The organism is Sanguibacter biliveldensis (assembly GCF_033798665.1).
GTDB classification, from domain to species: Bacteria; Actinomycetota; Actinomycetes; order Actinomycetales; family Cellulomonadaceae; genus Sanguibacter; species Sanguibacter inulinus.
This window is the reverse complement of the sequence record NZ_CP138359.1, coordinates 2625044-2645804: the sequence shown is the minus strand read 5'-3', so window position 1 is coordinate 2645804 and position 20761 is coordinate 2625044. Positions and strand designations below refer to the sequence as shown.

General features: G+C 70.6%; 18 protein-coding genes. 17 read left to right on the top strand and 1 reads right to left on the bottom strand.

Annotated features, from left to right (window positions below; all coding sequences use genetic code 11):
- Window positions 1-54 precede the first annotated feature (54 nt).
- The 10 genes from pyrH to SANBI_RS11515 all read left to right on the top strand — a co-directional run bounded on the left by pyrH (window position 55) and on the right by SANBI_RS11515 (window position 10987).
- Complete coding sequence (gene pyrH / locus SANBI_RS11560) at window positions 55-831, top strand: UMP kinase (RefSeq protein WP_156382683.1); 777 nt, start codon at window positions 55-57, stop codon at window positions 829-831.
- 73 nt (window positions 832-904) lie between these two features.
- Window positions 905-1462: a ribosome recycling factor gene (frr, locus tag SANBI_RS11555; protein WP_056130017.1), complete on the top strand. Its 558-nt coding sequence runs from the start codon at window positions 905-907 to the stop codon at window positions 1460-1462.
- Complete coding sequence (locus tag SANBI_RS11550) at window positions 1462-2316, top strand: phosphatidate cytidylyltransferase (RefSeq protein WP_056130020.1); 855 nt, start codon at window positions 1462-1464, stop codon at window positions 2314-2316. Before frr ends, SANBI_RS11550 begins: the two co-directional genes overlap by 1 nt.
- Before the next feature lie 266 nt (window positions 2317-2582).
- Window positions 2583-3677, top strand: a complete 1095-nt coding sequence (rlmN, locus tag SANBI_RS11545; protein WP_319161290.1) for a dual-specificity RNA methyltransferase RlmN — start codon at window positions 2583-2585, stop codon at window positions 3675-3677.
- Window positions 3674-4225, top strand: a complete 552-nt coding sequence (locus SANBI_RS11540) for a DivIVA domain-containing protein (protein ID WP_319155147.1) — start codon at window positions 3674-3676, stop codon at window positions 4223-4225. Before rlmN ends, SANBI_RS11540 begins: the two co-directional genes overlap by 4 nt.
- The gene (dxr, locus tag SANBI_RS11535; RefSeq protein ID WP_319155145.1) at window positions 4215-5408 is read left to right on the top strand and encodes a 1-deoxy-D-xylulose-5-phosphate reductoisomerase; all 1194 of its coding nucleotides are present in this window, start codon (window positions 4215-4217) and stop codon (window positions 5406-5408) included. Before SANBI_RS11540 ends, dxr begins: the two co-directional genes overlap by 11 nt.
- A 214-nt stretch (window positions 5409-5622) precedes the next feature.
- A complete protein-coding gene (locus tag SANBI_RS11530; RefSeq protein WP_179912921.1) occupies window positions 5623-6939 on the top strand; it encodes a M50 family metallopeptidase in 1317 nt (438 codons plus the stop codon).
- 106 nt (window positions 6940-7045) lie between these two features.
- On the top strand, window positions 7046-8179 hold the full coding sequence (ispG, locus tag SANBI_RS11525) for a flavodoxin-dependent (E)-4-hydroxy-3-methylbut-2-enyl-diphosphate synthase (RefSeq protein ID WP_319155143.1): 1134 nt from the start codon (window positions 7046-7048) through the stop codon (window positions 8177-8179).
- 68 nt (window positions 8180-8247) lie between these two features.
- Window positions 8248-9123, top strand: coding sequence for a GNAT family N-acetyltransferase (locus tag SANBI_RS11520; protein ID WP_319161287.1), 876 nt, complete (start codon window positions 8248-8250; stop codon window positions 9121-9123).
- An 88-nt stretch (window positions 9124-9211) separates the two neighbouring features.
- Window positions 9212-10987: a proline--tRNA ligase gene (locus SANBI_RS11515; protein ID WP_056130039.1), complete on the top strand. Its 1776-nt coding sequence runs from the start codon at window positions 9212-9214 to the stop codon at window positions 10985-10987.
- Between the two features lie 227 nt (window positions 10988-11214).
- On the opposite strand, the gene SANBI_RS11510 is transcribed toward SANBI_RS11515, so the two are convergent.
- Window positions 11215-12477, bottom strand: a complete 1263-nt coding sequence (locus SANBI_RS11510) for a ferritin-like domain-containing protein (RefSeq protein ID WP_319155140.1) — start codon at window positions 12475-12477, stop codon at window positions 11215-11217.
- Window positions 12478-12688: 211 nt separating this feature from the next.
- Here SANBI_RS11510 and SANBI_RS11505 point away from each other — a divergent pair, with 211 nt between their 5' ends.
- From SANBI_RS11505 to SANBI_RS11475, 7 genes are all read left to right on the top strand, one after another.
- Window positions 12689-13234: a ribosome maturation factor RimP gene (locus tag SANBI_RS11505; RefSeq protein ID WP_319155138.1), complete on the top strand. Its 546-nt coding sequence runs from the start codon at window positions 12689-12691 to the stop codon at window positions 13232-13234.
- 1 nt (window position 13235) lies between these two features.
- Window positions 13236-14318 carry a transcription termination factor NusA gene (gene nusA, locus SANBI_RS11500; protein ID WP_319155136.1) on the top strand — a complete coding sequence of 361 codons (1083 nt, stop codon included), beginning with the start codon at window positions 13236-13238 and terminating at the stop codon, window positions 14316-14318.
- A gap of 10 nt (window positions 14319-14328) precedes the next feature.
- Window positions 14329-14772 (top strand): YlxR family protein, encoded by a 444-nt coding sequence (locus SANBI_RS11495; RefSeq protein ID WP_319155132.1) that lies wholly within the window; start codon window positions 14329-14331, stop codon window positions 14770-14772.
- A gap of 56 nt (window positions 14773-14828) precedes the next feature.
- Window positions 14829-17702 carry a translation initiation factor IF-2 gene (gene infB, locus SANBI_RS11490; protein WP_319155130.1) on the top strand — a complete coding sequence of 958 codons (2874 nt, stop codon included), beginning with the start codon at window positions 14829-14831 and terminating at the stop codon, window positions 17700-17702.
- Window positions 17703-17823: 121 nt separating this feature from the next.
- Window positions 17824-18282: a 30S ribosome-binding factor RbfA gene (rbfA, locus tag SANBI_RS11485; RefSeq protein ID WP_179912927.1), complete on the top strand. Its 459-nt coding sequence runs from the start codon at window positions 17824-17826 to the stop codon at window positions 18280-18282.
- A gap of 204 nt (window positions 18283-18486) precedes the next feature.
- Window positions 18487-19563: a tRNA pseudouridine(55) synthase TruB gene (gene truB, locus SANBI_RS11480; protein WP_319155126.1), complete on the top strand. Its 1077-nt coding sequence runs from the start codon at window positions 18487-18489 to the stop codon at window positions 19561-19563.
- A gap of 158 nt (window positions 19564-19721) precedes the next feature.
- A complete protein-coding gene (locus SANBI_RS11475; protein WP_319155124.1) occupies window positions 19722-20732 on the top strand; it encodes a bifunctional riboflavin kinase/FAD synthetase in 1011 nt (336 codons plus the stop codon).
- Window positions 20733-20761 lie beyond the last annotated feature (29 nt).

The following is a 20761-nucleotide window of genomic DNA, read 5'->3' as shown; positions in this document are numbered from 1 at the left end:
CCCGCGACCTCGCGGGCCGGGCATCGCGCACACGGTGGGAGAAGTGACCTGACGATGGGAACAGAAGTGACGAACGCCTCGACCGACTACCACGGCAGCCACGACCCCAGGACGGGCACCGGCGGAGCTCGCAGGGTCCTCCTCAAGCTCTCGGGCGAAGCCTTCGGCGGTGGCCAGATCGGGCTCGCGTCCGCGGTCGTCCGCAGGGTCGCCGCAGAGATCGCCGACGCTGTCGCCGAGGGCGTCCAGGTCGCGATCGTGGTCGGCGGCGGGAACTTCTTCCGAGGCGCCGAGCTCTCGCAGCAGGGTCTCGACCGCTCGCGTGCCGACTACATGGGCATGCTCGGCACCGTCATGAACTGCCTCGCCCTCCAGGACTTCCTCGAGCAGGCCGGGGTGAGCACGCGCGTGCAGACCGCCATCGCGATGGGTCAGGTCGCCGAGCCGTACATCCCGCTGCGCGCCATCCGGCACCTCGAGAAGGGTCGCGTCGTGATCTTCGGCGCCGGCGCGGGCATGCCCTACTTCTCGACCGACACCGTCGCAGCCCAGCGGGCCCTCGAGACGCACTGCCACGAGGTCCTCATGGGCAAGAACGGCGTCGACGGCGTCTACTCCGCCGACCCGCGCAAGGACCCCGACGCGGTCAAGCTCGACTCCCTGACCTACACCGACGCGCTCGTCAACGACCTCGCCGTCATGGACGCCACGGCCCTGAGCCTGTGCCGCGACAACGACGTGCACATGCGGGTGTTCGGCATGGACGAGCCCGGAAACGTCACCCGCGCGCTGCTGGGTGAGAAGATCGGCACGCTGGTCACCGCAGGCTGAGAGCCTGCCGACCTGTGCACAGAGCCCTGCCATGCGGTGAGCGTGGCGCCGAGATCGTGATGAAGGAGTACCGGTGATCGACGACACCCTCCTCGAGGCTGAGGACAAGATGGACAAGGCGATCGAGGTCGCCAAGAACGGCTTCGCGAGCATCCGGACGGGGCGCGCGAACTCCGCGATGTTCTCGCGGATCACCGTCGAGTACTACGGCGCCCAGACGCCGCTCCAGCAGCTCGCGTCCTTCAACACCCCTGAGGCGCGCACCATCCTCGTGGTGCCCTTCGACAAGACGGCGCTGCCGGCCATCGAGCGCGCGTTGCGCGACTCCGACCTCGGCGTCAACCCGAGCAACGACGGCAACGTCATCCGGATCGTCCTCCCGGTCCTGACGGCCGAGCGTCGCAAGGAGTACGTCAAGCTCGCCAAGACCCAGGCAGAAGATGCCCGCGTCTCGGTGCGCGCGGTCCGTCGCAAGGCCAAGGACACGCTCGACAAGCTCGTCAAGGACGGCGACGCGGGCGAGGACGAGGGCGTGCGCGCGGAGAAGGAGCTCGAGGCGATCACCAAGCGTCACGTCGACATCGTCGACGCGCTCCTCGCCTCCAAGGAAGCTGAGCTGCTCGAAGTCTGATGGTCGACTCTCCACTCTCCGACGCCGTCGTGCGAGCACCTCGCACAGGTCGCAACCTCCCGGTCGCGATCGGAGTCGGCGTCGGCCTGCTCCTCGTCGTCTTCGGGTCGCTGTTCATCCGCAAAGAGGTCTTCATCGTCTTCGCGCTGGTCGCGATCGGCGCAGCGCTCTGGGAGCTCTCGCACGCCTTCGGACGCCGCGGGATCCACATCCCGCTGCTCCCGCTGTGGGTCGGGTCTGCCGGGATGCTCGTCTCGACCTACAGGGCGGGGTCCGAGGCCCTCATGGTCTCGTTCGTCCTCACGGCGGCGGGTCTGGTCGTGTGGCGCGTGGTCGACGGCGGGGGGACCGGGGCCGTGCGGGACGCGGCTGCGGGGATCTTCGCAGCGACCTACCTCCCGCTCATGGGCGGCTTCGTCATGCTCATGCTCGCAGCGGACGACGGGCACTGGCAGGTGCTCGTGTTCATCCTGCTGGCCGTGGCCAACGACGTGGGCGGCTTCGTGGCGGGTGTGCTCTTCGGAAAGCACCCGTTGGCGCCGTCGGTCAGTCCCAAGAAGAGCTGGGAAGGGCTCGCAGGCTCCTTCGTCCTCGCGATGGCGGTCGGTCTCGTGGGTGCGGTGCTGCTGCTCGACCACAACCCCGTCATCGGTCTCGCGCTCGGTCTGCTGACACCGCTGACCGCGACGCTCGGAGACCTCGCCGAGTCGATGATCAAGCGCGACCTAGAATTGAAGGACATGGGTTCGCTGCTCCCGGGGCACGGGGGAGTGCTCGACAGGCTCGACTCGATGCTCCTCACGGCCCCCTTCGTCTACCTGCTGCTCTCCGTCGGGCCTGAGCTCGCCGCCTGACGACAGGTGACGGCCTGCCGGAACCACGGCAGACTGGACGTGGCGCTCGCGCCGTACCTCCGCACGACCGGCACGGCAGCAGCACCCGCACGACCGCACCACCCGCACACGCACGACCTGCACTGCAGCACCACCTGCACGACCGCACCACTCATCACCAACCGACTGGATCTGTGACCATGGCTGTTCAACGCTCAACCACCGAGCGCCCGACCGGACTGAGCGCAGCCCAGCAGGCTGGCCTCAAGACCCCGCTGACGCTCCAGATGGCCGCGCCGCCCCGCCGCGGGAAGCCCCCGCGCCACTTCGCCGACCTCTCGCCCGAGGAGCGCGTCGCTGCCGTGACCGAGCTCGGCGAGAAGCCGTTCCGCGCCAAGCAGCTCGCGACGCACTACTTCTCGCACCTCACGGCCGACCCCCAGGACATGACCGACCTGCCGGCCGGGAGCCGTGACGTCCTCACCGACGCGCTGTTCCCGCCGCTGCTGACCAAGGTCCGCACGATGGAGGCCGACGGCGGCACGACCGTCAAGACCTTGTGGCACCTCTACGACCAGGTCAAGGTCGAGTCTGTGCTCATGCGGTACACGAGCCGCACCACGCTGTGCGTGTCGAGCCAGGCGGGCTGCGGCATGGCCTGCCCGTTCTGCGCGACGGGCCAGCTCGGACTGACCCGCAACCTCTCGACGGCCGAGATCGTCGAGCAGATCCGTCAGGCCGCCAAGTCGCTCGCCGACGGCGAGATCCCCGGTGGCCCGACCCGCCTGAACAACCTCGTGTTCATGGGGATGGGTGAGCCGCTCGCGAACTACAAGGCTGTCATCGGCACCGTCCGTCAGGCCGTCGCCCCCGCCCCGGACGGTCTCGGCATGTCGGCGCGCAACATCACGGTCTCGACGGTCGGCCTGGTGCCCGCGATGAACAAGCTCGCGAAGGAGGGCATCCCCGTCACCCTCGCGCTGTCGCTGCACGCTCCCGACGACGAGCTCCGCAGCGACCTCGTCCCGATCAACACCCGCTGGTCCGTCGACGAGGTCCTCGACGCCGCACGTGGTTACTTCGACGCGACGGGCCGCCGCGTGAGCATCGAGTACGCGCTCATCAAGGACATGAACGACCACGCGTGGCGCGCCGACCTGCTCGGCGAGAAGCTCACGGCCCGCGGCCAGGGCTGGGTGCACGTCAACCCGATCCCGCTCAACCCGACCCCCGGCTCGATCTGGACCGCGAGCGACCAGGACGTCGAGGACGAGTTCGTCGCGCGCCTGCGCGGCCACGGCATCCCGACCACCATCCGCGACACCCGGGGAAGTGACATCGACGGCGCCTGCGGGCAGCTCGCAGCGGAGGAGTCAGCATGACGAAGATGTTCTCGACGGTCTCTCGGTTCAAGCTCGGCTACGAGCAGGAGGACGTCGACGAGTTCTTCGACCACGCCCGTGCCGTCTACGAGGGCGAGAGCGACGAGGACCTCACCAGCCGCGAGATCCGGTCTGCAGGTTTTGACCTGGCATGCGGCGGCTACGACACGGACGAGGTCGACGCCGCCCTCGACAGGCTCGAGAGCGCCTTCGTCGCCCGGGCGCGCCAGGAGGTCCTGGTGACCCGCGGGTCGGCCGGCTGGATGGAAGACCTGGCCGAGAGTGCCAGGTCGCTCTACGGCCGTCTCGGGCGCCCGGACGGCGAGCGCTTCGAGCCTGCCCGACGGGGTGAGCCCGCCTACGACCGCGACGACGTCGACGAGCTCTGCGACCGTCTCGTCGAGTACTTCGACAAGACGGAGCCGATCACGGCCGACGAGATCCGCCGCGCCAGGTTCCGCCGCCGCACCGGCAAGCGCGGCTACGCCGAGGCCCCCGTCGACGCCTTCTTCTCTCGTGCTGTCGAGGTGCTGCTCGGTGTCGAGTGACGTGCGCACCGTCGCCCTCCTCGGGTCGACAGGCTCGATCGGCACGCAGGCCGTCGACGTCATCTCGCGGCACCGCGACAGGTACCGCGTCACGGCGCTGACAGCCGGGGGAGGACAGCCCGCGCTGCTCGCCCAGCAGGCTCTCGACCTCGGTGTCGAGGTCGTCGCCGTCTCTGACGAGGGAGCGGTGCCTGCGGTCCGCGAGCACCTGGACCGGTTGTCGGCCGGTCGGCCCGGCAGTGCCTCGCAGGTCGAGATCCTCTCCGGCCCCGAGGCTGCCTCGACCGTGGCCGGCGCGGGAGCCGACGTCGTGCTCAACGGCATCACCGGCTCTGTCGGCCTCGGTCCGACGCTTGCCGCGCTGCGGTCCGGCTCGACCCTGGCGCTGGCGAACAAGGAGTCCCTCGTCGTGGGGGGTCCGCTGGTCCGCGCCGCACGGGTGCGTCCCGACCAGATCGTCCCTGTGGACTCCGAGCACTCGGCGATGGCCCAGAGCCTGCGCTCCGGCTCCCACCACGAGGTCCGCAGGCTGATCCTCACGGCCTCCGGCGGACCCTTCCGCGGGTGGCACCGGGACGACGTCAAGGCGGTCTCGGTCGACCAGGCGCTCGCGCACCCGACGTGGTCGATGGGACCCGTCGTCACGATCAACTCGGCGACGCTCATGAACAAGGGGCTCGAGCTCATCGAGGCCCACCTGCTCTTCGACGTCGCCGTCGAGGACATCACGGTGGTCGTCCACCCGCAGTCTGTCGTGCACTCGATGGTCGAGTTCCGCGACGGATCGACCATCGCGCAGGCCTCCCCGCCCGACATGCGTCTGCCGATCGCCCTGGGCCTCAGCTGGCCCGAGCGCCTCGACGACGTCGCGACACCCTGCGACTGGTCGAGCCCTGTCGCGTGGACCTTCGAGCCGCTCGACGAGACGCTCTTCGGTGCTGTCCGGCTCGCCCGCCAGGTGGCTGCTGCTGGAGCGACGCACCCCGCGGTGTTCAACGCTGCGAACGAGGAGTGCGTCGCGGCCTTCCTCGGCGGTCGCATCGGCTTCCTCGAGATCGTCGAGACCGTCGAGCGTGTGGTCGGCGAGCACCAGGCCGACGGGGGTGAGCTCTCCCTCGACGACGTCCTGTCGGCCGAGGCGTGGGCGCGCGGCCGCGCACGCGAGGTCCTCGCGGAACGCTGATCGTCCGACGAAGCCAGGACGGAGCGCGGTCGTACCGGGTCGGCAGTCGACGTGCAGGCCGCTCCCAGGTGCCCGGGTGATCATGGCGACCGGGCCACGCATGCCGCACCGAGACCGCGACGGTGCGCGCGGTACCCTTCCACGAGCGCAGCGTCCGCAGCACCGCGTCACCGCGCCGCACCTACAGCACAGCGCCGATCCGTCAGGAGTCCAGATGTCCTACCTCGTGGGCGTGCTCGTCATCCTCGGCGGGCTGCTCGTCTCGATCGCCCTGCACGAGGTCGGTCACATGGTGCCGGCCAAGAAGTTCGGCGTCAGGGTCAGCCAGTACATGGTCGGCTTCGGTCCGACGCTGTGGTCGCGGACCCGGGGGGAGACCGAGTACGGCCTCAAGGCCATCCCGCTGGGCGGCTACGTCAGGCTCGTCGGCATGTACCCGCCGGGAGACCCGCGGGCCGAGCGCAAGACAGGACGCATCGCCGAGCTGATCCAGTCCGCCCGCGACGCGAGCACCGAGGAGATCGTGCCGGGGGAGGAGCACCGCGCCTTCTACAACCTCTCGGCTCCCAAGAAGCTGGTCGTCATGCTCGGCGGCCCCTTCATGAACCTCGTGATCGCCGCCGTGCTCTTCACGGCCGTGGTCGTCGGCTTCGGCACCTTCGGGCCGACCACCACCCTCGCCTCGGTCTCGCAGTGCGTGCTGCCCGTCGGGGCCCCGAGCGACGCAGAGTGCACAGAAGGCTCCGAGCTCGCCCCCGCCGCCGCAGCAGGCCTGCTCCCCGGTGACACGATCGTCGAGTTCGGCGGGCAGGCCACGACAGACTGGGACGAGCTCGCCGCGCTCATCAGCGCGGCAGGAGGCACCCCGACCGACGTGGTGGTCGAGCGTGACGGCCAGCGTGTCGAGTCCGTCGTGACCCCCGTCGTCGCAGACCGTCCAGTGCTCGACGAGTCGGGAGCCCCGGTCCTCGGCAGCGACGGCGAGCCGCAGACGCGCAGCGTCGGGTTCCTGGGGATCGGCCCGACGCAGGGCCTCCAGCCCGAGTCGGTCACCGTGGTCCCGGGGATGCTGGCCGACAGGCTCGTGCAGACCGCCCAGGTGATCGTCACGCTGCCGGCGCGGATGGTCGACATCGCCCAGGTGGCTCTCGGTCTCGAGGAGCGCGACCCGACCTCGGTCGTCGGCCCTGTCGGCGTGGGGCGTTTTGCGGGCGAGATCGCCTCGGCCCAGATCGACGGCTACGATACGGCGCTGCGCACGGCCGACCTGCTGATGATGGTCGCCGGGCTCAACATCGCGCTCTTCGCCTTCAACCTCGTCCCGCTGCTGCCCCTCGACGGCGGTCACGTCGTCGGCGCGCTCTACGAGGGAGCCCGACGACAGGTCGCCAAGGTTCGCGGGAGGCCTCGTCCCGCGCCTGCAGACACCGCCCGCATGATGCCCCTCGCCTACGGCGTCTTCGTCGTCATGGCGGCGATGGGCGCGATCATCGCGTACGTCGACATCGTCAGGCCCGTCCAGCTCATGTGAGGTGTTCGTACGACCGTGTGATATCGGACGAACATCCGTCGCCCGGGTGTCCTGGACGGTCGCGACGGGGGATACTGAGGAGGTGAGCCTCCCGATCAGCCTTGGTATGCCAGAAGCGCCTCCGCCCGTCCTCGCTCAGCGACGACCCACCCGCAAGATCAAGGTGGGCAAGGTTGACGTCGGGGGCGACGCCCCGGTGAGCGTCCAGTCCATGTGCACCACGCCGACGACAGACATCAACGCGACCCTTCAGCAGATCGCCGAGCTGACAGCGTCGGGCTGCGACATCGTCCGTGTCGCCGTGCCGAGCCAGGACGACGCGCTCGCCCTCCCGGCCATCGCGAAGAAGTCGCAGATCCCCGTGATCGCCGACATCCACTTCCAGCCGAAGTACGTCTACGCGGCGATCGACGCCGGGTGCGCGGCGGTCCGTGTGAACCCGGGGAACATCCGCAAGTTCGACGACCAGGTCAAGCAGATCGCGAACGCGGCACGCGACGCGGGCGTCTCGATCCGCATCGGCGTCAACGCCGGGTCGCTCGACCCCCGCATCATGGCCAAGTACGGCAAGGCGACGCCCGAGGCGCTCGTCGAGTCGGCCATGTGGGAGGCGTCGCTCTTCGAGGAGCACGACTTCCACGACTTCAAGATCTCGGTCAAGCACAACGACCCCGTCGTGATGGTGCGTGCCTACGAGCTGCTCTCGCAGGCTGGCGACTGGCCGCTGCACCTCGGCGTCACCGAGGCCGGCCCGGCGTTCCAGGGCACCATCAAGTCCGCGACGGCCTTCGGCGCGCTGCTCTCGCAGGGGATCGGCGACACGATCCGTGTCTCTCTCTCCGCACCGCCGGTCGAAGAGGTCAAGGTCGGGATCCAGATCCTGCAGTCCCTCAACCTGCGTCCCCGCAAGCTCGAGATCGTCTCGTGCCCGTCGTGCGGTCGCGCGCAGGTCGACGTCTACACGCTCGCCGAGAAGGTGACCGCCGGCCTCGAGGGCATGGAGGTCCCGCTCCGCGTCGCGGTCATGGGCTGCGTCGTCAACGGACCCGGCGAGGCCCGCGAGGCCGACCTCGGTGTCGCCTCGGGCAACGGCAAGGGCCAGATCTTCGTCAAGGGAGAGGTCGTCAAGACCGTCCCCGAGGCGCTGATCGTCGAGACCCTCATCGAAGAGGCCATGCGGATCGCCGAGACCATGGAGCGTCCCGCCGAGGGCGGCGCCCCGGTGGTCTCGGTCGGCTGACACCCAGCACGAAGCCCGGGGACGCGCGACGCGCGCGGCCCGGCCCGGAGGAGGTCGCGTTGACAGCTGTGAGGACTCACCGACCTGCTCCGGGTCTCCCGCTCGTCCGCGAGCTCGGCGACGGCGACCTCCCCGAGCTCGCGGCGCTCTGCGCCGTCGACCCCGTCGCCTCCGTCCTGGCGGCGACACGGGTCGAGACCGCTCTGGTCAGCGGGCTCGCGCGGACAGGAGGCAGGGCGTGGGGGTTCCCGGCCGAGGGCCCGATCACGGCAGCCTGCTGGTCGGGGGCGAACCTCGTCCCGGTGGTCCCCGAACCGAGCGCCGAGGTGCTGGACGCCTTCGCCGCGCAGGCCCGCGCCCAGGGCCGCCGCTGCTCCTCGATCGTCGGGCCAGCCGTCGCGGCTCTCGGCCTGTGGCGGCGTCTCGAGGACCACTGGGGCCCGGCGCGGTCGGTGCGGACGGAGCAGCCGTCCATGGTGATCCAGGGCCGACCGCTCGTCGAGCCTGACCCCGACGTCCGCAGGTCTGTCGCGGCGGACCTCCCCGACCTCCTGCCAGCCTGCGTGCGGATGTTCGAGGAAGAGGTCGGCTACTCGCCCATGACCTACTCCGGACGCGCCTACGAAGAGCGCGTCTCGATGCTCGTCGCCGAGCGTCGCTCGTTCCTCTCGCGGACCGCAGAGCCCGACGGGCGGATCGTCTTCAAGGCCGAGATCGGTGCGCTGACCCGTGACGTCGCGCAGATCCAGGGCGTCTGGGTCGACCCTCTCGACCGCGGTACCGGCCGGGCGGCCCCGGGGATGGCTGCCGTGGTCCAGGAGACTCTCGCCGACTCCGCGCGGCTGGTGTCGCTCTACGTCAACAGCTTCAACGAGCGCGCCCTCGCCACGTACCGCCGCGTCGGCTTCGAGCAGGTCGGCACCTACGCGACCGTGCTGTTCTAGCCCGTCACCAGACGGGCTGGACGGGGGACCGTCCACAGGGCCGAGAAAGATGTTCAGACCTGTCGCGTCCACGCACTAGGCTCGTGGCATGCTGCTCCGCCTGTCGAACCTGTTCGTCCGTACCCTCCGTGAGGACCCGGCTGACGCCGAGGTCGCCAGCCACCGCCTGCTCGTGCGCGCTGGCTACATCCGCCGTGCCGCGCCAGGCATCTACACCTGGCTGCCGCTCGGGCTGCGCGTCCTGGCGAAGGTCGAGGCCGTGGTCCGTGAGGAGATGCAGGCCGTCGGCGCCCAGGAGGTGCACTTCCCGGCGCTGCTGCCGCGCGAGCCCTACGAGGCGACGAACCGCTGGACCGAGTACGGACCCAACCTCTTCCGTCTCAAGGACCGTCGCGACAACGACTACCTGCTGGCCCCCACCCACGAAGAGATGTTTACGCTCCTCGTCAAGGACCTGTACTCCTCGTACAAGGACCTCCCGGTCACGCTGTTCCAGGTCCAGACCAAGTACCGCGACGAGGCTCGCCCCCGCGCGGGTCTGATCCGTGGTCGCGAGTTCGTCATGAAGGACGCCTACTCCTTCGACATCGACGACGCGGGCCTCGAGGCGTCCTACCTCGCCCAGCGTGGTGCCTACGAGCGCATCTTCACGCGTCTGGGTCTCGAGTACGTCATCGTCGCCGCCACGTCGGGCGCCATGGGCGGCTCGCGCAGCGAAGAGTTCCTGCACCCGACAGCGATCGGCGAAGACACCTTCGTCCGCTCGCCCGGAGGGTACGCGGCCAACGTCGAGGCCGTCACGACGACAGCCCCCGCCGAGATCGACGCGACCGGAGCCCCGGCGGCCCACGTCGAGGCGACCCCCGACACCCCGACCATCGAGTCTCTCGTCGCGCTCGCCAACGCCGAGCACCCGCGTGCCGACGGGCGCGAGTGGACCGCCGCGGACACCCTGAAGAACGTGGTGCTCTCGGTCGTCCACCCGGACGGGACCCGTGAGCTCCTCGTCGTCGGTCTCCCCGGCGACCGCGAGGTCGACCTCAAGCGTCTCGAGGCCGCGCTCGCCCCGGCCGAGGCCGAGCCCGCCGGTGACGGCGACTTCGCCAAGAACCCTGTGCTCGTCAAGGGCTACATCGGTCCGCAGGTCCTCGGTCGCGCCCACACGGGCGACGACACCGCGATCCGCTATCTCGTCGACCCGCGGGTCGTCACGGGCTCGAGCTGGATCACCGGGGCGAACGAGCAGGGCAAGCACGTCTTCGACCTCGTCGCCGGTCGCGACTTCGTCGCCGACGGCACCATCGAGTGCGCCGAGGTCAAGGCCGGCGACCCCGCACCGGACGGCTCGGGTCCGCTCGAGCTCGCCCGCGGTATCGAGATCGGTCACATCTTCCAGCTCGGCCGCAAGTACGCCGACGCGCTCGGCCTCAAGGTCCTCGACGTCAACGGCAAGCAGGTCACCGTGACGATGGGCTCCTACGGCATCGGCGTCACGCGCGCCCTCGCCGCGCTGGCCGAGGCGAACCACGACGAGAAGGGCCTCGCCTGGCCCGCTCACGTGGCTCCGGCGCACGTGCACGTCGTCGCGACAGGCAAGGACCCGGCAGTCTTCGAGGCCGCCGAGACCATCGCCCAGGCCCTGTCCGCGCAGCGTGTCGAGGTGCTCTACGACGACCGACCCAAGGTCTCTCCCGGTGTGAAGTTCGCCGACGCCGAGCTCTTGGGTGTCCCGCTCGTCGTGGTCGTGGGCCGCGGGCTGGCCGACGGTGTCGTCGAGGTCCGTCCGCGCGTCGGCGGCGAGGCCGTCTCCGTGCCGGTCGCCGAGGCGCCCGAGCGCATCATCGCGATGGTCGAGGCACTCTGACCAGCCTGAGGGCTGCACTCCCACGAGCCTGAGCACACGAGAGGCCGGTCATGTCGCGACGACATGGCCGGCCTCTCGCGCGTGGCCCTCGCGGTGCGTCCGCTCTCGTGGGTGGATCGAAGTGCTTCGCTCTCGGGACTGAGGTGCCTTCGCTCTCGTGCGTGGCCTTGCAGCGCGTTCTCTGTCGTGCGTGGCACCGGAGTTCCCTCCGGCGACCTGCGGCTCCTTCAGCCTGCGAGCTCGGGCATCCCGGGGAAGGCGACCGCAGGTGCTCCCCAGGCCCTGGCGGCAGTGTGGGAGTCCACCAGGAGGTCGAGCATCGACGCCCGCGCCTCGGCGTCCACCTGCCCCACGAAGGTCCCGTAGGAGTTGGCGAGCGACGACTCCATGGTCGCGGCGAGCGCGGCCATGGTCTCCCGGCTCGTCAGGGCCGGGCTGCCGTCGGCCGCGTCGGGGAGGTCGTAGGCGACGGCGCGAGGGTCCGTGGCCGTGGCGTCGAGGGATGCCAGCTCGGCCCAGGCCTGCGCCCGGGCACGGTGCACAGCGGCGCGGCTGCGCGCGGTCGCACGGTCGTCCGCGGTCAGGCGCGCGGCGATCGCCTCGTAGGCGAAGCCCGCCGAGTCCTCGGCCTGGACGAGAGTGGAGAGGTCGGCCGCTACGAGGTTCTTCGGGAGCGTCGAGGGCATCACTGTCGTGAAGGACTCGGTCGCGGGCACCTCGATGCCGGCGGTGGCTGCGAGAGTGCGAGCCTGGTCGAGGTGGGCTGCCGCGACCGACGCGAAGAGCCTGGCGAGTGCTGGGTCCTTCGGCGTGCCGAGAGCGGCCCGCGACCTGTCGGCGGACTGGGTCAGCAGCAGCACGAGTCGCTCGACGGACGGGGGCTCTGTCGTGCTCCCGTCGGCGGGCGCTCCGTCTCCAGGGTCAGTGCCCTCGGTGGCGTCGGTACCGGCGGTGCCGTCGGTCTCTGCAGGGCTCGCGGCGATCGAGGGGTCGATCGTGCCCTGGTCGTCGGTCACGGACTCCGGTGGGAGCTCGGTCTGCCCGTCGGTCGAGTCCTGCGGCACGGCCGTGGCGGCGTCGGTCGGCTCGTCGCCGAGACCGGAGACGTACTCCCCGCCCAGGGCCTCGACGTGCTCGCCCGCGAGCAGCTCGATGTCGGTGAGCACCACGGCGACGGGGGAGCCCTCCTCGACCGTCGTGAGCGTCGCACCGGCCTCCTCCTGGACGAGGAGCGCGTCGGCGACCGCAGCCTGCCGCGAGATCTCGTCGGAGTCGGGGACCAGCGCCTGCGGCGCCGCGGACTCGAGGCGGATGCCGCAGCCGGTGATCGTGACGAGCGCGAGGACTGTGCTGATCATCACGGTCGCCGCGGACCACCGGCCCTGGCTGGTCTGGCGGCGCTGGTGCTCGGGGCGGGGCTGGGCCGGCCGTCGGTGCGCGGACGGCGCGCCGCAGACGGGCGAGGACTGGGGCTCTGCGGCGGTGTTCATCGCCCCTGATGATGCCACGACCGCCGCAGACCACCGGTCCGCCCTGCCGCCCGTCATGCTGTCCGTCGGCCACCGGGGAGGGCCTGTCGGCGCGCGAGCCGCTGCCGCCGTCCGGTACCCGCCGACGGACTCGGTACGCTTGCCCTGAGAACAACAGCACACCGGTCTGATCCATGCCTGGTGGGCTGTGGAGCCGACAGGGAGTGAAGACATGGCAGCATCGCCGATCGCTGAGCAGATGGCGGACGCGGTCCGACCAGGAGTCGAGAGCGCAGGCCTCGTCCTCGAAGACGTGCAGGTCGCGCCCGCGGGCGCGCGCACCGTCGTCAGGGTGGTCCTGGACCTCACGGAAGACCAGACCGGAGCCCTCGGGCTCGACCAGGTCGCCGAGGTCTCGCGGGTCATCTCTGACACGCTCGACACCCTTCCTGCGCTCCCCGGCAAGTTCACGCTCGAGGTGACGTCCCCCGGCACGAGCCGACCGCTGACCGAGCTGCGCCACTTCAAGCGCGCACGCACCCGCCTCGTCGCCGTCGACCTCGTCGAGGGGGAGTCGTTCACCGAGCGGCTCACCGCCGTCGAGGGCGAGGTCCTCGTGTTCGAGGCCGCCGACGGCGCCGCGCACGAGGTGCCGTTCGCGGCCGTGCGCAGCGGGCAGGTCGAGGTCGAGCTCAAGCGGGCAGCGGCCGTCGACGAGAGCGACTTCGAAGACTTCGACGGTTCGGAAGACACCGACCGCACAGATGGTGAGGGTTGAGATGGACATCGACATGAGCGCGCTGCGCCTCCTCGAGCGCGAGCGGGAGATCAGCCTCGACGTGCTGGTCTCCGCGATCGAGCAGGCGCTGGCGCTGGCGTACCAGCGGACCCCGGGCGCGCAGCGCACCGCGCGGGTCGAGATCGACCGGAAGTCAGGTCACGTGACCGTCTGGGCACGTGAGGACATCGAGACCGAAGAGCCCGTCGCGCCGCGCGACGACCTCGACGAGGACGACGACAGCGACGAGGCCGAGCCCACGACGCGGATCGTCCGCACGCTCGGCCCCGAGTTCGACGACACACCGTCCGACTTCGGCCGCATCGCGACCTCGACGGCCCGCCAGGTGATCATGCAGCGCCTGCGCGACGCCGAGGACGACCAGGTGCTCGGCCAGTTCCGCGACAAGGAGGGCGAGCTCGTCTCGGGCATCATCCAGCAGGGCCGTGACCCACGCGTCGTCCTCGTGGACGTCGGCGGCACCGAGGCGATCCTCGGTGCGCACGAGCAGGTGCCGACCGAGAAGTACGTCCACGGCGAGCGTCTGCGCTCCTACGTCCTCGACGTGTCGCGCGGCATGAAGGGCCCGCAGATCTCGCTGAGCCGCACGCACCCCAACCTCGTGCGCAAGCTCTTCGAGATGGAGGTTCCCGAGGTCGCCGACGGCTCCGTCGAGATCGTCGCGATCGCCCGCGAGGCCGGTCACCGCACCAAGATGGCCGTGCGTGCCCGTGTCTCCGGACTCAACGCCAAGGGCGCGTGCATCGGCCCGATGGGCTCGCGCGTGCGCGCCGTGATGGCCGAGCTCCACGACGAGAAGATCGACATCGTCGACTGGAACGACGACCCTGCGGCCTTCGTGGCCAGCGCGCTGTCGCCGGCGACTGTGATCTCGGTGACTGTCGTCGACGCAGACGCTCGTGCTGCCCGTGTGATCGTCCCGGACTTCCAGCTCTCGCTCGCGATCGGCAAGGAGGGGCAGAACGCCCGTCTCGCCGCCAAGCTCACGGGCTGGCGCATCGACATCCGGTCCGACGGCGGCGGCGCAGACGAGGCCCCGGCGCAGGCTCCGGACGCCCGGTAGGTCAGCAGACGTGGGACAGCACGCTAGACTGGACAGGTCTGGGTCACCCCGCCCGGCCTCCTCGCGTGTACCTTCTCGGTCTGCTGAGCCCCAGAACCTCGGTTCGGAGCCCGTCGGACCGGTGCGTACGTGCGTCGGTTGCCGGCAGCGAGATACCCAGTCGCAGATGATCCGGTTCGTGATGAGCCGAGGAGACGAGGACGGCGCCAGCCCTGGCGTGGTCGCAGACCCCCGGCAGGTACGACCTGGACGCGGTGCCTGGCTGCACGACGATGCCGGGTGCGCCGAGCGAGCGATCGCCCGGAAGGCGTTCCAGCGTGCACTTCGCGTCCCGCACGACATCACCATCAACGGCTTGACCATCGCGGCAGGACCCCTGTCCTCCGCGAGCACGACACGTCGACAAGGAAGCGGGTTAGAAGCCGATGGGCACCCGATGAGTACTCAGCGATGAGTTCCCAGCACTAACGACGGTCCTCCCTGCCTTGGGTGGACCAAGACAGGAGAGTTGTGGCTAAGGTCCGCGTCTACGAGCTCGCAAAAGAGCTCGGGGTGGAGAGCAAGACCATCATGACGAAGCTCACCGAGCTCGGTGAGTTCGTCCGTTCAGCGTCATCGACCATCGAACCCCCCGTGGTTCGCAAGCTGCGCGACGCCTTCCCGGCGCAGCAGCAGGACGGCGCAGCGAAGCCTGCGGCGAGCAAGCCGTCCGGCCCGCGCCCCGGCAAGCCGGCTCCGGCCGCGCCCGCCCCGAGCGCACCGGCCGAGCAGGCCCCCGCTGCTGCTGCGCCCGCAGCACCCTCGGCACCCGTCCCGGCTCCGGCCCCGACGCCCGCCCCGGCGGCTCCTGCTGCCCCGGCAGCCGAGAAGCCTGCAGCCCCCGCTGCAGCGGCGGAGAAGCCTGCCGCCCCGGCTCCGTCGGAGACCCCGCGCCCGGCTGCGCAGAGCGGCACGCCCGCCCCGCGTCCCGGTACGCCCCGTCCCGGCAACAACCCCTTCGCGACGAGCCAGGGGATGCCGCGTTCTGACAAGCCGCGTTCCGGCACGCCGCGCCCGGGGAACAACCCCTTCGCGACGAGCCAGGGCATGCCCCGGCCCGGACAGCGTCCCGAGCGCACAGAGCGCACGGAGAACGTCAACCCGTCGGCCCCGGCCGCGAACACCGGTGAGCGCTCGGGCGGACCTCGTCCCCCCGCGCCTCGCCCCGGCGCACCGCGCCCGAACCCGGGCATGATGCCCGGCCGCAGCGCGGCCGTGGGTCGTCCCGGCGAGCGTGCCGGCGGCGGCGGTGGCCGTCCCGGTGGCGCACCTGGTGGTGCCCGCGGTGGGTACCAGGGTCGTCCCGGTGGTGGCACCGGTGGTCCCGGCGGCGCTCCGGGTGGAGCACCCGGTGGCTTCGCAGGTCGTCCCGGTGGTGGCGGCCGTCCCGGTGGTGCCGGTCGCGGCAGCACCCAGGGTGCCTTCGGCCGCGCCGGTGGTCGTCCCGTCCGTGGGCGGAAGTCGAAGCGCGCGAAGCGTCAAGAGTTCGAGCAGATGCAGGCTCCGTCGCTCGGTGGTGTGCAGGTCCCTCGCGGGAACGGCAGCACCGTCGTCCGTCTGCGTCACGGCTCGTCCCTCAACGACTTCGCCGACAAGATCGACGCCAACCCGGCCAGCCTCGTCACCGTGCTGTTCCACCTCGGTGAGATGGCCACGGCGACGCAGTCCCTCGACGAGGACACCTTCGGGTCCCTCGCCGCGGAGCTCGGCTACGTCATCGAGATGGTCTCGGCCGAGGAAGAGGACCGCGAGCTGCTCGGCGGCTTCGACATCGACCTCGACGCCGAGCTGGACGCCGAGGGCGACGACGAGCTCGAGGCCCGTCCGCCCGTCGTGACCGTCATGGGTCACGTCGACCACGGTAAGACGCGCCTCCTCGACGCCATCCGCAAGACGGACGTCGTCTCGGGCGAGGCCGGTGGCATCACCCAGCACATCGGTGCCTACCAGGTCCACCACGAGCACGAGGGCGTCGACCGCGCGCTCACCTTCATCGACACACCGGGTCACGAGGCGTTCACCGCCATGCGTGCTCGTGGTGCCCAGGTGACCGACATCGCGATCCTCGTGGTCGCAGCCGACGACGGCGTCATGCCGCAGACGGTCGAGGCGCTCAACCACGCCCAGGCCGCCGGTGTGCCGATCGTGGTCGCGGTCAACAAGATCGACAAGGAGTCGGCCAACCCCGACAAGATCCGCCAGCAGCTCACCGAGTACAACCTCGTGGCTGAGGAGTACGGCGGCGACACCATGTTCGTCAACGTGTCAGCCCGCGAGGGTCTGCACATCGACGACCTGCTCGACGCCGTCATCCTCACGGCCGACGCTGCGCTCGACCTCCGGGCCAACCCGGACAAGGACGCACGCGGTGTCGCGATCGAGGCCAACCTCGACAAGGGCCGCGGAGCCGTCGCGACGGTCCTCGTCCAGTCGGGGACGCTGCACGTCGGCGACTCGATCGTCGCCGGGACGGCCTACGGCCGCGTCCGTGCGATGTTCGACGAGCACGGCGAGCCCGTCGAGGCAGCCACGCCGGCACGTCCGGTCATGGTCCTCGGTCTGACCTCGGTGCCCCGCGCCGGTGACACGTTCCTCGTGGCTCCGGACGACCGCACGGCTCGTCAGATCGCCGAGAAGCGTGAGGCAGCCGAGCGCGCAGCCCTCCTGGCCAAGCGTCGCAAGCGCATCAGCCTCGAGGACTTCACGCAGGCGCTCCAGCAGGGCAAGGTCGAGACCCTCAACCTGGTCCTCAAGGGTGACGTCTCCGGTGCCGTCGAGGCGCTCGAGGACGCTCTGCTCAAGATCGACGTTGGTGACGAGGTCGACCTGCGCGTCATCCACCGCGGTGTCGGTGCGATCACGCAGAACGACGTCAACCTCGCGACGGTCGACAACGCCGTCATCATCGGCTTCAACGTGAAGACCGGTGAGCGCGTGGCCGAGCTCGCCGACCGTGAGGGAGTGGACATCAAGTTCTACTCCGTCATCTACCAGGCGATCGACGACGTCGAGGCAGCGCTCAAGGGCATGCTCAAGCCCGAGTACGAAGAGGCTCAGCTCGGCACCGCCGAGGTCCGCGAGATCTTCCGTTCTTCCAAGTTCGGGAACATCGCGGGTTGCCTCGTCCGCTCCGGCACGATCCGACGCAACACCAAGGCGCGCGTGCTCCGCGGTGGGACCGTCATCGAGGACAACCTCTCGGTCGAGTCGCTCAAGCGCTTCAAGGACGACGCCACCGAGGTCCGCGAGGGCTACGAGTGCGGTATCGGCCTCGGGTCCTTCAACGACCTGCGCGTGGACGACGTCATCGAGACCTTCGAGATGCGCGAGAAGCCGCGCTCGTAAGGCCTCACCCTGCCGGTCCCGCCGTCGCGCCCTCGTGGTGCGGCGGCGGGACCGGCATCTTCATCTCACCAGCAGTGCACGATGCAGCGCCCCGCGCGGCTGCAGGACGAAAGGAACTGTCATGGTCGACCACCCCAGGGCACGCAAGCTCGCCGACCGCATCCAGGTCATCGTCGCCCAGATGCTCGACACCCGGATCAAGGACCCGCGCCTGGGCTTCGTGACGGTGACGGACGTCCGCGTGACCGGTGACCTCCAGAACGCCGCGGTGTTCTACACCGTCATGGGCGACGAAGAGGCGCGGACCGGCACGGCCGCAGCGCTCGAGAGCGCCAAGGGCATGATCCGCTCCGAGGTCGGCAAGCAGACCGGGATCCGGCTGACCCCCACGCTCGAGTTCCACCTCGACTCGGTCCCCGAGATCGCCGAGAAGTTCGGCGAGGCCCTCCTCGAGGCCCGTCGCCGCGACGCCGAGCTCGCCGCCCTGCGCGCCAACGCGACGTACGCGGGCGACGAAGACCCGTACAAGCACGGGGACGACGAAGACGACGACGAGAGCACGCCCGCCCCGACGGCCTGACGTGTCTCCCTGGGCGGGACGCCCAGAGACCGCCGCTGACCGAGGTCAGCGAAGACCGGGCGTGGCTGGCAGCCGGGCGGACGAGATCCGCCCGGCTGCCACCGTCGTGCGGTGAGACGCCCCGCCACCTGCCGGCCCCCGGGCCTGCGCGGGTGGCACGACCCCGGAGCGAGACCGCCCGTGGCGCGCGAGAGGAACGACGCGATGTCTGAAGAATCCACACCCGGTGCGCGACGCACCCGCGCCGACCGCCCTGCCCGGCCTCGCCGCCCGACGGCTCCTGACGGCCTCGTGCTGGTCGACAAGCCCGCCGGATGGACCAGCCACGACGTCGTGGCACGAACCCGCGGTCTCGCCGGCACCCGCAAGGTCGGTCACGCCGGGACCCTCGACCCGATGGCGACAGGCGTCCTGGTCCTCGGCATCGGCCGTGCGACCCGGCTGCTCACCTACGTGGTCGGTGCGGACAAGGAGTACACGGCGACCATCAGGCTCGGCCAGACGACCTCGACGGACGACGCCGAGGGGGAGACGACCTCGACGCCCGGCGCGGCAGGCGTCACGGCAGAGTCTGTCGCGGCGGGGGTCGCGCGGCTCACGGGGGAGATCCAGCAGGTCCCCAGCTCGGTGAGCGCGATCAAGGTCGACGGCAAGCGGGCCTACGCGCTCGTGCGGTCGGGCGAGGAGGTCGTGCTCGACGCTCGGACCGTGACGATCAGCCGCTTCGACGTCCACGCGCTGCGCGAGGTCGAGGTGGACCTCGCGCAGGGGCAGGACGCCTCGGAGGTCTCGGACGCCTCGGACGCACCGGTCGGGGAGACCGGCGTGACGGTCGTGGACGTGGACGTGACAGTCGTGTGCTCCTCGGGCACGTACATCCGTGCGCTGGCGCGCGACCTCGGTGCAGACCTCGGCTGCGGTGGGCACCTCACGGCGCTGCGCCGCACACGAGTCGGTGGCTACACCATCGACGCAGCTCGCTCCTTCGACGAGCTCGAGTCCCAGACGGACGCGGACGGGGTCCTCGCGACGATCCCGCTCGCCGACGCAGCGCGCGCCACCTTCCCGGTCCGGGACCTCACGGCCGAGGAGGTCGTCGCGCTGTCCTACGGCCAGTGGCTCGAGGCCTCGGGGACGGCCGGGACGACCGCGGCGGTCGCACCCACCGGTGAGCTCGTTGCCCTCGTCGAGGACGTGACCCGCAGCGGCCACGAGAAGGCCAAGCCCGTGATCGTCTTCGCTGCCTCCCAGGGTGAGGCCTCGAAGGGCGCGACCTCCTAGGACACGCCCCCTGCGCACCGCGACCTGGTCATCGGACCGTCACCGGATTGCGCCCCGCCCCGTCGGGCGTGGCACCCTTGTCCAGGCGTGCCTCGCACGTCGACCAGCCCGTCACCGGGTCAGGCGACCTGACCCGGACATCGCTCGAGGAGCCTTCAGTGCAGCTGTGGACCGACCTGGACCAGATCCCCGCAGGGGTCGGACCGTCCGTCGTGACGATCGGCAACTTCGACGGCGTCCACGCGGGGCACGTGCAGGTCCTCGGTCGTCTGGTCCAGCGTGCCGCCGAGCTCGACGCGATCTCCGTGGCCATCACCTTCGACCCGCACCCCGCCCAGGTGCACAGGCCTGACGAGGCGCCACCGCTCATCACCGGTCTCCAGGACAGGCTGCTGCTCCTCGAGGAGACCGGCATCGACGCCGTCCTCGTCCTGCCGTACTCGCTGTCGCTCGCCGGGCTGACGCCCGAAGAGTTTGTGTCGCGCTACATCGTCAACGCGCTCGGAGCCGTCTGCGTGGCCGTGGGCCGCGACGTCCGCTTCGGGCTCGGCAACTCTGGTTCGTTGGCCACGATGGTCGAGATCGGCGAGAGGCTCGGCTTCGTCGTCGACGTGATCGACGACGTCGGCGACGGCCCGGCACCGCGCTGGTCCTCGAGCGCCGTGCGCGAGCTCTTGCTCGCCGGAGACGTCCGGGCAGCCGGTCAGATGCTCGGGCGCCCGCACAGGCTCCGCGGCGAGGTCGTGCACGGCGACGCGCGCGGACGGGACCTCGGGTACCCGACGGCCAACCTCAGCCAGGACGCGCAGGGCATCGTCCCCGCCGACGGTGTGTACGCCGGCTGGGTCGTCCGCCCGTCCTCGGGCGACCAGACCCCGCTGCCCGCAGCCGTGTCGATCGGCACCAACCCGACCTTCGACGGGCTCCAGCGCCGTGTCGAGGCCTACGTGCTCGACCGGACAGACCTCGACCTCTACGGCGAGGAGATCCTCGTCGAGCTCGTCGAGAGGCTCCGGCCGACCCTGAAGTTCGACTCCCTCGACGCGCTCGTCGAGCAGATGGCCGCCGACGTCGTGCAGGCGCGCGACATCTTGGGCGCAGAGCCCCGACGCGGTCAGACCGCTGGCGGTGCCGACGCCGTTGACCAGCCTGGCACGACAGGTCGATAGCGGGTGGCGGCTGAGGGCACCCAGCCGCG